Origin of the sequence: Streptomyces sp. JHA26, from assembly GCF_002005565.1 — a bacterium.
GTDB lineage: Bacteria > Actinomycetota > Actinomycetes > Streptomycetales > Streptomycetaceae > Streptomyces.
The window spans coordinates 1-12123 of record NZ_BDJC01000033.1 but is presented as its reverse complement, the minus strand read 5'-3'; the positions used below and the strand labels follow the sequence as shown (position 1 = coordinate 12123).

Below are 12123 nucleotides of genomic sequence, written 5' to 3'. Positions count from 1 at the left end.
CTCCTCACATCCAGCCGGCGCTCTGGACTATGCGTATGGCGTCCACCCGGTTGCGCGCGCCGACCTTGCGTATCGCGCTGGCCATGTAGTTGCGGACCGTTCCCCGCGACAGGTGGAGGACACCGGCTATCTCGGCTATGGAGGAGCCCTGCGCCGCCTGTGCCACCACGTGGAGCTCACGGGTCGTCAGGGGCGTCTGGGACGCCTTGAGCAGGGGGACGGTGAGTCTCTCGTCGAGGAACCGTTCGCCCTTGGCGACGGTGTGCACGGCGTCGATCAGCCGGTGCGACGGGGCGTCCTTGGCGACGAAGCCGAGCGCTCCCGCGTCGAACGCCCTGCGCAGCACGCCCGGCCGTTCCGGCGCCGCGAGGACGACCAGCCGAGCCCCGCTCCGATCCCAGTAGGGGGCGCGGCAGAGGTCCTCCGTCCCCTCCAGACAGTCCCCGTCCACGACGCACACGTCCACCGGTAAGTCGTCCTCGTCGGGCCCCTCTCCCCGGGAGGGCATGGACAGGACCTCGAGTCCGTCGGCGGACAGCAGCAGTTGCTCCAGTGCCGAACGCAGCAGCAACGCGTCGTGCACCACGAGAACACGGACCATGTACGACCCCCAAGGTCTCCCGGCCGTCGTCGCGGACCACCGGGCTCGTCCCCCAATGTCCCCAGCCGTCTGCCCCGGGGTTCCGTCCGAGAAGCACCGGGTACGGGCGGACCGCCGGAAAGCGACGTCAATCCGCCGTTCTGCGCGGCGTCCGACGCCACGACCGCGACGGGCGGCCAGGCCGGATATCGTCGCCGGCACGGAGGCCGGCGGCGGGCCCGCGGTACGGGCCGGCCGGGCGACCGCCCGCAACCAGGCGCTCCGCTCCGCGAACGGAGCGGGCGGGGAGGGGAGAGACGGAAGGAACGTCCGCGGCCCGGGCCCCATGGGCCGAAAACCGTCGGAGTGAATGTGGCCCGAAAGCCCGCCTCCGGACCGCACCGACTTGCGCGCGACCCCGTCGGCTCCCCGGCACACCACGCGCCCGGGACAGACGCCGCGCTACTCGGAGGCGTGCCCCCGCCGACGTTCTCGTGCCCGCTCACCCGCCCGCTGGGCCGAGTTCATGAGCCGGTCCCGTCCGGCGGACAGCAGCAGGGCGAGCGGGGTGGCGAGCAGGGCGATCAGCAGTGCCGGGCCCCAGTCCATTCCGTCGCGCCGGTATCTCAGGAGCAACGCGATGCAGACATAGGCGAGGACGACGACGAGCGCGTTCTTGAGCGGCTTGGGCAACGTCATGGAGCCCCAAATACCCCGGAAAAGAGCGTATTTGCCGTACGGTGCCGGTGTCTGTCACGCCCGTGTGAAATCCCGCGGAAGACGCACGGGGACGGCCCGCCGTTCCTTGACGGCCGCGCGGGCCCACTGCCACGATCGCCGTCATGAAGCAGACGCGACCGGATCTCACGCGGCGGCGCCACGTCGACCTGGCGCGTGTCTCCAGCGCCTGCTGTCGCCGCCCGGTCTGACGCTTCCGCCGCAGCCGCCGTCCCCTCGCAGCGCCGCGAGCTCCGCGGCGAGCCCCCGTCTCCCCGCCTGAGCGGTCCCTCACCACCGTACGCCGACGCGCCCGAAGCGGGAGTCCGGTGCGCCGGCTTCCCCCGGGCTCCGGTCCCCGCGCGACGGCCCTCGTGTCCCCTGCCCGGCCCCGTGTGCCCCGGCACGCGAAGGCGCCCGGGTGTTCCCGAAAGAGGTCCCCATGGCCACCGTCCTGTCCGTCTCCGGCAGCCCCTCCGCCTCCTCCCGCACCAACCACCTGCTGCGCCACCTGGACGAGCGGCTCGTCGCCCAGGGCCACCGGGTGGTCCCGCTCGACGTCCGCACCGTTCCCGCCGAGGCGCTGCTGGGCGCCGACTTCACGCACCCGGCCGTCGTCGAGGCCACCGAGCTGTTCGCCGCCGCGGACGGTGTGGTCGTCGGCACCCCGGTCTACAAGGCCGCGTACTCCGGGGTGTTGAAGGCACTGCTGGACCTGCTTCCGCAGCACGCGCTCGCCGGCAAGGCCGTGCTCCCGCTCGCCACGGGTGGCAGCGCCGCCCATGTGCTGGCCATCGACTACGCCCTGCGCCCGGTCCTCACCTCGATGGGCGCGCGGCACGTCGTCCAGGGCTGGTTCACCCTCGACCGGGACATCACCCGGCACGACGACGGCTCCGTGTCGGTCGCCCCGGCCGCCGCCGAGGCGCTCGCCCAGGTGGTCGACCAGTTCTCGGCGGCCCTCGGGCACACCCCGCTGCTGGCCGCGGCGAGCTGACCCCCGCACCCCCGAAGACCTCCCCACCCGATCGGCGACGGCGTGTCCCTGCCGTTCCCCGGCTCCCGCCCACGAACGGCGACGGCCGCGACGCCGGCGGCGACCGCGGCACACCGGTCACGACGTCCGGCCGGGACCGGCCGGACGTCGTGACCGGCCGGTCCTCAGGTGGACGCCTGGTCGTTGTCCTTCAGGGAGCCCCAGCCGTGCCAGCGCTCGACCTCGATCCACGCGCTCACCCGGGCCCGGACCCGGTTCGGGTAGGGCTTGCCGGTGTAGTGCGTGGAGATCCGGTCGATGTCGGCCAGCCCCTCGTCGTCGCGCATCTCGGTGACCCGGCCGATGAGGGTGACGTGCGTGTACCAGTCGTCGCCGTCGAGGACGGTGAGGGTCACGCGCGGGTCGCGGCGCAGGTGCTTGAGGCGTACGCGGCCCTCGTCGAGGTTGATCAGGACGCGGCCGTCGTCCTCCCACACGTACCAGGTGGGCGTGGAGACGGGACTGCCGTCCGAGCGGAGGGTGGCCATCACGCACGCGTTGGGGCGGCGCAGCAGGTCGACGGCCTCGGACGGCAGCGGCGGCTTGGACATGGGATCTCCTTCGGGTCGTGATCGTTTCCGGGCGGTTCGGGCACCGTGCCCCGTGTGTGTCCGGTACCCCGGACGCGCTCAGTCGGACGGTTTCTCGTCGAAGCTGGCGTAGTAGGCGGCGGCCATGTCCTCGTCGCCGTGTCCCTGGGCCGCGGCGCGCTCCAGGCGCTCCGCGCTCGCGGCGGCGAGGTCCAGGCGTACGCCGCTCCGCTCGCCCGCCTCGACGATCAGGCGGGCGTCCTTCGCGGCGGTGGTGACGGCGAACTGGGGCGGGACGAGTGCGCCGTCGCGGATCAGGCCGGCCTTGGCGCGCAGGTAGCCCATGTCGAGGGGGCCGTCGGCGATGGCGTCGAAGAAGGCGTCGGGGTCCACGCCCAGCGCCTCGGAGAGCGCCAGGACCTCGCCGACCGCGTTGGTGGCGGCGAGGACCCAGCTGTTGGCCACGAGCTTGAGCCGGGTCGCGCTGCCGGCGGCGCCGTCCTCGCCGGTCCACACCGTGCGGGAGCCGACCGCGTCGAGGACCGGCGTCACCGCGTCGCGCGCGTCGGCCGGGCCGGCGGCCAGGACGAGCAACCGGCCGGCCTCGGCGGGCTGCCGGGTGCCGAGCACGGGGGCGTCGAAGAAGACCAGGCCGTGCTCGCGGGCGAAGGCGGCGAGCTCACCGACCGCGTCGATCCCGGCGGTGGTCGACTGCACCCAGGCGGCGCCGGCGCGCAGGCCGGGGGCGGCGCGGCGCATGACGTCCAGGGCTGCCGGGCCGTCGTGGAGCATGGTGAGGACGACGTCGGCGTCCCGCACCGCCTCCTCGGGGTCGCCGGCGATGTGCGCGCCGTCGGCGGCCAGCGGCTCGGCCTTGTCCCGGGTGCGGTTCCAGGCGCGGACGGCGAGTCCGGCGTGGGCGAGGTTGCGCGCCATCGCGGCGCCCATGATGCCGGTGCCCAGGACGCTCACGGTGAGCTGGTCGGTCATGACGTCGGCTTCCTGTTCTCGTGGTGGGACGGGAGTGCCGGGAATCAGCCTGCCACCCGGCCGGGGCCCGTGCCGCCCGGCACGCGGCGGCGTCCCGCACGGTACGGCCGTGCACGTCTCCGTCCGCGGCGGCGGCGACGCGCGCCCGCCCGGCCGCCACGGCCCCTTCGCGACCGTTCGGGCGGACCCGCGGGACGTGGGCCGGGACGCGGCGCCGGGCGTGCGTGCCGGGCCGGACGCGGTGCGGCCTCGTACGGCAGCGGCCGCGGGAGCGCTACGGCCGGAGCCGACGCACGTCCGCGACGGCCTCCGGGAAGGTCCGCTCGAACGCGGCGCGGACCGTGCCACCCGGTGTGCGGTCCAGGATGCCGAACGTCACCCGTTCGAACGTCGCGGCGAACCGTCCGCCGGGGCCGAGCAGGGTGCGGAAGGCACCCGCGACCTGGGCCGGATCGTTGCGGAACACGCCACAGCCCCAGGCGCCGAGCACCAGCCGCCGGTGTCCGTGGGCCGCGGCCGTCTCCAGCACCCGCTCGGCGCGCACGGCGAGGGCGGTCGGCAGGTCGGCGGCGCGCTCCGGGGCCGTGCGCAGCACCACGCCGGCGTTGGGCGCGGCGGAGGTGAGGAACCCGGCCGTGAACGGCTCGTCCAGCAGGCGGCCCCGGTCGTCGCGGAAGACGGGCACGCCGGGCGAGTGGACGACGCGGTCCGTGTAGAACGGGTCGCGGTGGGCGCGGTGGTGGTCGTAGAACTCGCGGGCCCGCAGCAGGCAGGTGTACAGGGCGGAGGCCCGGCACAGGGCCTCCTCCTGGGCCTGGGCGCCGTTGAGGTAGCCGCCGCCCGGGTTGCGGGCGGAGGCGAAGTTGAGCACGGCGACCCCACCGCCCAGGCGCCGGGCGGCCTCGAGGCTGCTCTCGCCGGTGACCTCGAGGACCGTCCGGACCGGGGCGCGGGGTGCCACCCCGACGGGGTCCGGACCGTGCATCCGCGTGCCGTCCCGGGCCGCCCGGACGGCCGCCGCGACGGACACCTCGCGGCCGTCGGGCGTGCGGTAGGACCCGGCCGCGACGATCTGTTCCGTCTGCTGGGCGATGCCACGCAGGCGTGCGCTCATGGCGCCACCCCCGTGGACGCCGTGACCGCGCACCGCGCGGCCTCCCCCGTCGTGCTCATGCGGGAATCCTGGGTGATGCTGGTGATGTTGCGCAACGGTGTTTCCCGGCCCGGGAAACGACGGGGAAAGTCCCCGGAAACGGTCGGGTCGTGGAGATCACTGAGAGGAAACGTCCCGGTATGCACCCTTGTGCGGAGCGGCGCGAGGGTCTTGGGTAGGACGGGTGTGCCGACCCGGCCCACCGCGAAGAGGGTCGGCGACATGGTGGAATCTCAGGAGGATCCCGACATGTCCGATGCGACAGGCGGCTGCACACGGCCGCGTACCACCATCACCGAAGCCGAGGTCGAGGCGCTGGTCCGCGGCATCTGCTTCAAGACCGGTCCGCCCGCACGCCTCGGCGTCGAGGTGGAATGGCTGATCCACGAACCGCACGCGCCGTGGCTCCCCGTGGCGGACGAAAGACTCGACGCGGTCTACGCCGCACTGCGCACCGTGCCCCTGAACTCGCCGCTCACCGTCGAGCCCGGTGGACAGCTGGAGCTGAGCTCGCTGCCCGCCGCCTCCCTGACGGAGTGCGTCGACGCCGTCCGTGCCGATCTGGACGCCGTCCGGGCGGTCCTGCGGCAGGACGGTCTCGCCCTCGTCGGCCTGGGCCACGACCCCTGGCGCCCTCCCCGCCGGTTCCTGCGCCGGCCGCGCTACGACGCCATGGAGGCCTGTCTCGACCGCACCGGTCCCGCGGGCCGCTTCATGATGTGCGCCTCCGCCTCCGTGCAGGTGTGCCTGGACGCCGGGCACGAGGAGCCCGGCCCGCTCGGCCACGTACGCCGCTGGTGGCTCGCCCACCAGCTGGGCGCGGTCCTGCTGGCCGCGTTCGCCAACTCCCCGCTGTCCGGCGGCCGGCCCACCGGCTGGCGGTCCACGCGGCAGCTGCGGTGGACGCAGATCGGCACCGGCCGGGCGGGCGGTCCCCCGCTGGACGCCGACCCGCGCCGCGCCTGGGCCCGCCACGTGCTGGACGCCCCGGTGATGTGCGTACGCCGGGACGGCGGCCGCTGGGACGTGCCGGAGGGCCTGAGCTTCCGGGAGTGGACCAGGACCCGGTCGCCGAGGCCGCCGGCCAGGGAGGACCTCGACTACCACCTCACCACCCTGTTCCCGCCGGTCCGGCCGCGCGGGCATCTGGAGCTGCGCATGATCGACGCCCAACCCGGGGACGACGGCTGGGTCGTGCCGCTCGCCGTGACGGCGGCGCTGTTCGACGACCAGGAGGCCTCCGAGACCGCCTACCGGGCCGTGAAGCCCCTCACGGAACGCACCTCGGGCCTGCCCGCCCCGCACAACCCGCTGTACCGGGACGCGGCCCGCGACGCCCTCACCGATCCGGAGCTGCGCGACACGGCCGGCGTGTGCTTCACGGCGGCGCTCGCCGCGCTGCCCCGGCTCGGCGCCACCACCGAGGTGACGGATGCCGTCGCGGCGTTCCTGGACCGCTACGTCGCCCGGGGTCGCTGCCCCGCCGACGACCTGCTGGACACGTACGACGGCGCGGGCCGCGGCCCGCACGGGAGGGAGACCCGCTCATGACCGACTCCGTCACGGACACCGCCGGCGGTGCGGCCGCCGACCGCACCGCCGAGCCCGCCGTCGACCCCCGCGTGGACCCCGAGACGTTCCGCGAGCGGGCCCTGACCACGCTCGTCACGGCGCGTGAGCGCACCACGCTGCTGACCGGTTGCGTGGAGGGCCCCGACCTGACCGCCCAGGTGTCGCCGCTGATGTCCCCGCTGGTGTGGGACCTCGCGCACATCGGCAACCAGGAGGAGCAGTGGCTGCTGCGCGCCGTCGGCGGGCAGGAGGCGATACGGCCCGAGATCGACGGCCTGTACGACGCCTTCGAGCACCCGCGTGCCGAACGCCCCTCGCTGCCGTTGCTGCCGCCGGACGAGGCCCGCCGGTACGTGGCGGACGTGCGCGAGCGGGCCCTGGACGTGCTGGAGCGCGTCGCGTTCCACGGGACGCGGCTGACCGAGGCCGGCTTCGCCTTCGGGATGATCGCCCAGCACGAGCAGCAGCACGACGAGACCATGCTGGTCACCCACCAGCTTCGCAAGGGACCGCAGGCCCTGACGGCCCCGGACCCGGATCCCGTGCCGCTGTTCACCGGACCGGCGGAGGTCCTGGTGCCCGGCGGCCCGTTCACGATGGGCACCTCGACGGAGCCGTGGGCCCTGGACAACGAACGGCCCGCGCACCGGCGCGAGGTGGCCCCGTTCCTCATCGACACCACGCCGGTGACGAACGCCGCGTACCAGGCCTTCATCGAGGACGGGGGCTACGACGACCCGCGCTGGTGGGCCCCGGAGGGCTGGGACCACATCCGCCGGCACTCCATCACCGCCCCGCTGTTCTGGCGCCGGGACGGCGGGCAGTGGCTGCGGCGGCGCTTCGGCGTCACGGAGGTGGTGCCGCCCGACGAGCCGGTGGTGCACGTGTGCTGGTACGAGGCCGACGCGTGGGCCCGCTGGGCCGGGCGGCGGCTGCCCACCGAGGCCGAGTGGGAGAAGGCCGCCCGGCACGATCCGGCCGGTGACCGCTCGATGCGCTATCCGTGGGGCGACGCCGATCCGGGCCCGGAGCACGCCAACCTCGGGCAGCGGCACCTGCGTCCGGCGCCCGCGGGCAGCTATCCGGCCGGGGAGTCGCCGCTCGGGGTACGGCAGTTGATCGGCGACGTCTGGGAGTGGACGTCGAGCGACTTCGCGCCGTACCCCGGTTTCCGGGCGTTCCCGTACCGGGAGTACTCGGAGGTGTTCTTCGGGCCGGACTACAAGGTGCTGCGCGGCGGTTCGTTCGCCGTGGACGCGGTGGCCTGCCGGGGCACGTTCCGCAACTGGGACTATCCGATCCGGCGGCAGATCTTCTCCGGCTTCCGCACCGCCCGTTCCGCGGAGGGTTCCTGATGTGCCGTCACCTGGCCTACGTGGGACCCCCGGTGCCGCTGGGCCGGCTCCTGGTGGAACCGGCGCACGCCCTGTACCGCCAGTCCTGGGCGCCCCGGCGCCAGCGGTACGGCACGGTCAACGCCGACGGGTTCGGCGTCGGCTGGTACGCCAAGGACGACCCGGTGCCGGCGCGTTACCGCCGGGCGGGGCCGATCTGGGCCGACCAGTCCTTCGCCGACCTGGCCCGGGTGGTGCGCACCGGCGCGCTGCTGGCCGCCGTGCGGGACGCGACGCTGGCGGGTGCCGACGCGGAGGCCGCGGCGGCGCCGTTCGCCGCGGGGCCCTGGCTGTTCAGTCACAACGGCGCCGTGGCGGGCTGGCCCGGCTCGCTCGCGCCGCTGGCCGGGTCGCTGCCCCGCGAGGAGCTGCTGTCGCTGGAGGCCCGCAACGACTCGGCGCTGGTGTGGGCCCTGGTCCTGCACCGGCTGCGCGCCGCGGACGCGGGCGAGCCGCACCCGCGCGCCGACGCGCGGGCGCTGGCCGACACGGTGCTGGAGGTCGCCGCGGCCTCCCCCGGCTCCCGGCTCAACCTGCTGCTCACGGACGGCGAGAGCATCACGGCCACCGTCTGGGGCGACACCCTCTGGTACCTGACGCGGCCCGGCGGCGGCACGGTCGTCGCCTCCGAGCCGTACGACGACGACCCGCACTGGCAGGAGGTTCCCGACCGCACCCTGCTCGCGGCGAGCGGCACGGACGTGCTGCTGACCCCGATCGAGGACCCGCGCGACGACGCCCCGGTGCCCGCGGCCATCGCCGCTTCCGTATCTGTCAAGGAGCCCCGCACGTGAGCCTGTTCCACCTCACCCGCACGCTGCCCGAGGACGCCACGGGCGCCGCCCTGCGCGCCGACGTCCTGGCGGGCCTGACGAGTACGCCCAAGTCGCTGCCGCCCAAGTGGTTCTACGACGCCCGGGGCAGCGAGCTGTTCGAGGAGATCACCGGGCTGCCCGAGTACTACCCCACCCGGGCGGAGCGGGAGATCCTCGTCGACCGGGCCGGGAAGATCGCCGCCGCGACCGGTGCCCGCACCCTGGTCGAGCTGGGCTCGGGTTCCTCGGAGAAGACGCGGCACCTGCTCGACGCGCTGACTGGGCTGGACGCGTACGTGCCGGTCGACGTCAGCGAGAGCGCCCTCGCGCAGGCCGGGCGGGCGATCGCCGCCGAGCGGCCGGGGCTGCGGGTGCACGCGCTGGTCGCCGACTTCACCGCCGACCTCGCGCTCCCGGACACGCCGGGTCCCCGGCTGGTGGCGTTCCTCGGCGGCACGATCGGCAACCTGCTGCCCGCCGAACGGGCCGTGTTCCTCGCGTCCGTGCGGGCGCTGCTCTCGCCCGGCGACGCGCTGCTGCTGGGCACGGACCTGGTCAAGGACGAACGGGTGCTGGTGCGGGCGTACGACGACGCGGCCGGGGTGACGGCCGCGTTCGACAAGAACGTCCTGACCGTGATCAACCGCGAGCTGGGCGCCGACTTCGTGCCCGCGGCCTTCGACCACGTCGCGGTGTGGGACGCGCGGCGGGAGTGGATCGAGATGCGGCTGCGCTCGCGCACGGACCAGACAGTGAAGGTCCAGGCGCTCGACCTGGCCGTGGACTTCGCCGCCGGGGAGGAACTGCGCACCGAGGTGTCGGCGAAGTTCCGCCGGGAGGGCGTGCGGACGGAGCTGTCCGCGGCCGGCCTGGACCTCACCCACTGGTGGACCGACGGCGAGGACCGGTTCGCGCTGTCGCTGAGCCGGGTGCGCTGAGCCGGGCGTGCCGATCCGGGGCCCGGCGCCGCGTCAGCGGGTGTCGGGGTCCAGGAGCTCGGTGATGCGGTCGGAGGCCCGTTCGGCCTCCGACCGCGCCTCGGCGCCCGTGAGGACCTTGGTCATGTACGCCTTGATCGGGTTGTCCGCCTCGACGGCGCCCCACAGGGGCGTACCGGGGGTCGCCCGGCCCTGCGCGGCACCGGCGGCCATCGCCTGGACTCCCTCCCCGCCCGCGACGTCCGCGGCCAGCGTCCTCTTGTTGGGAACGTAGTTCATGGTGCGGGCCAGGTCGGTGTTCCACTTCGCCCCGGTGAGGGCCTCCACCACGGCGACGGCGCCGTCCCGGTCGTCGGTGTTCCCCGGTACGACGAGGTCGGAGCCGCCGGTGAACACGGCCCCGGGCCTGTCGGCGCTCTTGCCGGGGACGGGGAAGAAGCCCAGCTCGTCCTCGAGTCCGGGGTTCTCGCGCAGGATGGTCCGGGCGAGCCCCGGCACCGCGATGATCTGCGCGACCTCGCCCTTGGCGAACACACCGGCCTGCGGCGGGTGTTCCTCGTCGGCGTCGACGGGCCCCTCGCCCAGGGCCTGCAGTTCGCGGTAGAAGTCCATGCCGCGCAGGGCGGCCGGGGTGTCCAGCGCGCCGGTCCAGGCGCCATCGCTCTCCTCGGCGAGGTCGCCGCCCTCGTCCCAGATGAAGCCGGACAGCGTGTACCAGTCCTGCCCGGCCAGGTAGATGCCCTGGCCGGTCCCCCGGTCGAGCTTCTCGGTGACGGTGAGCCACTCCTCGCGGGTACGCGGCGGATCGGTGATGCCGGCCTGCTCGAACAGGTCCTTGCGGTAGATGACGACGCGGTTGGCGGCGTACCAGGGGATGCCGAACTGCTGGGACAGGTACTCCCCCGGTTCCGCGAGGCCGGGCAGCCAGTCGCGGATCCCCCAGTCGCGCATCGACTCGAGCGTCAGGTCCTCCAGCCGGCCGCCCTCGGCGTACTGCGGGACCTGGGTGTTGCCGACCTCGATGACGTCCGGCTGCCCGTCACCGCCGTCGGACTTCAGCGCCGTCTGCACCTTCTCGCCGATGCCGGTCCACTCCTGGATGCGGACGTCGAGGTCCAGATCGGGGTGCTCCCGCTCGAAGTCCTCGGTGAAGCGCTCCAGGAAGTCCTCCGAGGCGCTGCCCTTCATCAGCCACACGGTGACGGCGCGCCGCCCGCCGCCGCCGTCCGAGGGCAGCAGGCCGCAACCGCTGAGCAGGGAGGCGGAGACACAGACGAGGGCGAGGAGGCGACGTCTCACGAGGGGTCCTTCTGGTCGAGCAGGTGTCGGTGGCGGACCGGTGGTCCCGCACACGCCAAGGGAGACCCGACGTGGGGGGACGAGCGTGAGGCTCGTACGGGTGTCTGGGATTTTGGTATGTACCAATGCGGAGGTCAAGGGGGGAGCCCGCACCGGGCCCGCGGTCGGGGACTACCGGCAGGGACGACCCGCGGGGACGCCGACGCCTCGCGCTCCGCCGGCGCGTGGGGCACGGTGGAGTGACGCGCGGCACGCGCGAGACCGCCGTCCGCACCGCGGAAGGGAGCACCCGCATGTCGAACCACACCTACCGGGTCACCGAGATCGTCGGCACCTCGCCCGACGGCGTCGACCAGGCCGTCCGCAACGGCATCACCCGCGCCTCGCAGACCCTGCGCAACCTGGACTGGTTCGAGGTCACACAGGTGCGCGGCCAGATCGAGGAAGGGGAGGTCGCCCACTGGCAGGTGGGCCTGAAGCTCGGCTTCCGCCTGGAGGACTCGGCCTGACGCCGCCCCCGGCGGGACCGGACCGCGGGGCGCGGGGGACCAGGGCCCGCGGGGTCCGCCGGGACGGTCAGGTGCGCCCCTCCCGTTCCTGGGCGTCCTCCAGTTCGGCCGAGCGGGCGGCCCAGTCCGCGCGGACGACGGTGAACCCGGCCCGTTCGGCGTCGTCGCACACCAGCTCGTCGTCGTCCACCAGGAAACGGATCTCGCGGGTGCGGGCGAGCCGGGCGAGGATCTCCAGTTTGGTGCGACGGGCGGGCCGGCGGTCGGCGTCGCCCCGCATGTACACCCGCCCCTCGGGGAGCCCCTGCGCGGCCAGCCAGTCGAGCGTGTCGCGGCGGCAGCGCTCGGGCCGTCCGGTCAGGTAGACGATCTCGCACTCCCCGGCGCTCGCGCGCACCAGCGCGACGCCCTCCGGCAGCGGCGGATCCTGGGGCGCGGCGGCGAAGAAGGCGTTCCAGTCGCGCGGCCGGCGCTCCAGGAAGCGCTGCCGGTGCGCGGTGCCGGCGAGGGTGTTGTCCAGGTCGAACACGGCCAGCGGGGGCCTGCTGCGGTCGGTCACGCCCCCACCCTAGAGCGCGCCCGCCGCCACC

Annotated in this window: 14 protein-coding genes; 7 read left to right on the top strand and 7 right to left on the bottom strand. The window is 74.5% G+C overall.

Annotated elements, in window-relative coordinates:
• Positions 1–4: 4 nt before the first annotated feature.
• Together JHAT_RS20535 and JHAT_RS20530 are read right to left on the bottom strand one after the other, a co-directional pair.
• Positions 5–601: a response regulator transcription factor gene (locus tag JHAT_RS20535; protein WP_077799698.1), complete on the bottom strand. Its 597-nt coding sequence runs from the start codon at positions 599–601 to the stop codon at positions 5–7.
• A 441-nt stretch (positions 602–1042) separates the two neighbouring features.
• Complete coding sequence (locus JHAT_RS20530; protein WP_077799697.1) at positions 1043–1279, bottom strand: hypothetical protein; 237 nt, start codon at positions 1277–1279, stop codon at positions 1043–1045.
• 143 nt (positions 1280–1422) lie between these two features.
• Here JHAT_RS20530 and JHAT_RS35965 point away from each other — a divergent pair, with 143 nt between their 5' ends.
• Positions 1423–1509 (top strand): putative leader peptide, encoded by an 87-nt coding sequence (locus tag JHAT_RS35965; RefSeq protein WP_350721800.1) that lies wholly within the window; start codon positions 1423–1425, stop codon positions 1507–1509.
• A 230-nt stretch (positions 1510–1739) separates the two neighbouring features.
• Positions 1740–2294, top strand: a complete 555-nt coding sequence (gene ssuE / locus JHAT_RS20525) for an NADPH-dependent FMN reductase (RefSeq protein ID WP_077799696.1) — start codon at positions 1740–1742, stop codon at positions 2292–2294.
• Between the two features lie 164 nt (positions 2295–2458).
• On the opposite strand, the gene JHAT_RS20520 is transcribed toward ssuE, so the two are convergent.
• From JHAT_RS20520 to JHAT_RS20510, 3 genes are all read right to left on the bottom strand, one after another.
• Positions 2459–2884: a PPOX class F420-dependent oxidoreductase gene (locus JHAT_RS20520; RefSeq protein ID WP_077799695.1), complete on the bottom strand. Its 426-nt coding sequence runs from the start codon at positions 2882–2884 to the stop codon at positions 2459–2461.
• Positions 2885–2962: 78 nt separating this feature from the next.
• On the bottom strand, positions 2963–3853 hold the full coding sequence (locus tag JHAT_RS20515) for an NAD(P)-dependent oxidoreductase (protein WP_077799694.1): 891 nt from the start codon (positions 3851–3853) through the stop codon (positions 2963–2965).
• A gap of 274 nt (positions 3854–4127) precedes the next feature.
• Positions 4128–4967, bottom strand: a complete 840-nt coding sequence (locus JHAT_RS20510) for a TIGR02452 family protein (RefSeq protein ID WP_077799753.1) — start codon at positions 4965–4967, stop codon at positions 4128–4130.
• 288 nt (positions 4968–5255) lie between these two features.
• Here JHAT_RS20510 and egtA point away from each other — a divergent pair, with 288 nt between their 5' ends.
• The 4 genes from egtA to egtD are packed head-to-tail and all read left to right on the top strand — an operon-like array spanning position 5256 to position 9725.
• A complete protein-coding gene (gene egtA / locus JHAT_RS20500) occupies positions 5256–6557 on the top strand; it encodes an ergothioneine biosynthesis glutamate--cysteine ligase EgtA (protein ID WP_077799692.1) in 1302 nt (433 codons plus the stop codon).
• Positions 6554–7933, top strand: a complete 1380-nt coding sequence (gene egtB, locus JHAT_RS20495; RefSeq protein ID WP_253195557.1) for an ergothioneine biosynthesis protein EgtB — start codon at positions 6554–6556, stop codon at positions 7931–7933. The genes egtA and egtB overlap by 4 nt, the downstream gene beginning before the upstream one ends.
• Positions 7933–8766, top strand: a complete 834-nt coding sequence (egtC, locus tag JHAT_RS20490) for an ergothioneine biosynthesis protein EgtC (protein ID WP_077799691.1) — start codon at positions 7933–7935, stop codon at positions 8764–8766. Before egtB ends, egtC begins: the two co-directional genes overlap by 1 nt.
• Complete coding sequence (gene egtD / locus JHAT_RS20485; RefSeq protein WP_077799690.1) at positions 8763–9725, top strand: L-histidine N(alpha)-methyltransferase; 963 nt, start codon at positions 8763–8765, stop codon at positions 9723–9725. Before egtC ends, egtD begins: the two co-directional genes overlap by 4 nt.
• A 33-nt stretch (positions 9726–9758) precedes the next feature.
• On the opposite strand, the gene JHAT_RS20480 is transcribed toward egtD, so the two are convergent.
• Positions 9759–11024 carry an extracellular solute-binding protein gene (locus JHAT_RS20480; RefSeq protein ID WP_077799689.1) on the bottom strand — a complete coding sequence of 422 codons (1266 nt, stop codon included), beginning with the start codon at positions 11022–11024 and terminating at the stop codon, positions 9759–9761.
• A 293-nt stretch (positions 11025–11317) separates the two neighbouring features.
• Between JHAT_RS20480 and JHAT_RS20475 the strand changes: the two genes are divergently transcribed.
• On the top strand, positions 11318–11533 hold the full coding sequence (locus JHAT_RS20475; protein WP_077799751.1) for a dodecin: 216 nt from the start codon (positions 11318–11320) through the stop codon (positions 11531–11533).
• Positions 11534–11600: 67 nt separating this feature from the next.
• Here the strand turns inward: JHAT_RS20475 and JHAT_RS20470 are convergent, their stop codons facing one another.
• A complete protein-coding gene (locus JHAT_RS20470; RefSeq protein WP_077799688.1) occupies positions 11601–12092 on the bottom strand; it encodes a hypothetical protein in 492 nt (163 codons plus the stop codon).
• Positions 12093–12123: the final 31 nt, after the last annotated feature.

Coding starts and splice junctions, on each gene's coding strand:
- JHAT_RS20535 (WP_077799698.1), bottom strand. CDS start 601: ATGGTCCGTGTTCTCGTGGTGCACGACGCGTTGCTGCTGCGTTCGGCA.
- JHAT_RS20530 (WP_077799697.1), bottom strand. CDS start 1,279: ATGACGTTGCCCAAGCCGCTCAAGAACGCGCTCGTCGTCGTCCTCGCC.
- JHAT_RS35965 (WP_350721800.1), top strand. CDS start 1,423: ATGAAGCAGACGCGACCGGATCTCACGCGGCGGCGCCACGTCGACCTG.
- ssuE (WP_077799696.1), top strand. CDS start 1,740: ATGGCCACCGTCCTGTCCGTCTCCGGCAGCCCCTCCGCCTCCTCCCGC.
- JHAT_RS20520 (WP_077799695.1), bottom strand. CDS start 2,884: ATGTCCAAGCCGCCGCTGCCGTCCGAGGCCGTCGACCTGCTGCGCCGC.
- JHAT_RS20515 (WP_077799694.1), bottom strand. CDS start 3,853: ATGACCGACCAGCTCACCGTGAGCGTCCTGGGCACCGGCATCATGGGC.
- JHAT_RS20510 (WP_077799753.1), bottom strand. CDS start 4,967: ATGAGCGCACGCCTGCGTGGCATCGCCCAGCAGACGGAACAGATCGTC.
- egtA (WP_077799692.1), top strand. CDS start 5,256: ATGTCCGATGCGACAGGCGGCTGCACACGGCCGCGTACCACCATCACC.
- egtB (WP_253195557.1), top strand. CDS start 6,554: ATGACCGACTCCGTCACGGACACCGCCGGCGGTGCGGCCGCCGACCGC.
- egtC (WP_077799691.1), top strand. CDS start 7,933: ATGTGCCGTCACCTGGCCTACGTGGGACCCCCGGTGCCGCTGGGCCGG.
- JHAT_RS20475 (WP_077799751.1), top strand. CDS start 11,318: ATGTCGAACCACACCTACCGGGTCACCGAGATCGTCGGCACCTCGCCC.